Annotated in this window: 1 protein-coding gene; it reads right to left on the minus strand. The window is 43.1% G+C overall.

Annotation, left to right across the window (positions count from 1 at the left end):
- On the minus strand, positions 1-364 hold a 364-nt coding region (locus JHD67_RS21485), incomplete at its 3' end, for an AMP-binding protein (protein WP_233172170.1).
- Positions 365-425 lie beyond the last annotated feature (61 nt).

Consider the following 425-nt stretch of genomic DNA (forward strand, 5'->3'; position numbering starts at 1 on the left):
GTCCTACACTTTTACCCGAGATATAGATTTCACCAGGCACACCTACATTAACCCTGCTGCCATGTTTATCCAGAATATAAATCTGAGTATTGGCAATAGGTTTACCCAGCGTAATTGGCTCATCGAGATTGATGATTTCTTTCATTAAAACCATAACAGTAGTTTCTGTTGGTCCATATCCGTTCCATAAAGAAGTACACCGGCCAAGCAAATTTGCAGCCAGGTCTTTAGATAGAGCTTCGCCAGCACTAATGGCCAGTATTTCTCTCTTTTCCAGCCAACCAGCTGCGATAGTCATTTTCCAGGTTGCAGGTGTGGCAATCATCCAGCTGATTTTCTTTTTTAGAATAATGTCGTTAATCAAACGGCCATCCTTTGACGATTCCAGATCTGCGATAACCAACTCAGCCCCACAGATGAGTGGG

The sequence above is a fragment of the Dyella sp. ASV21 genome (assembly GCF_016428975.1).
Lineage (GTDB): Bacteria > Pseudomonadota > Gammaproteobacteria > Xanthomonadales > Rhodanobacteraceae > Dyella.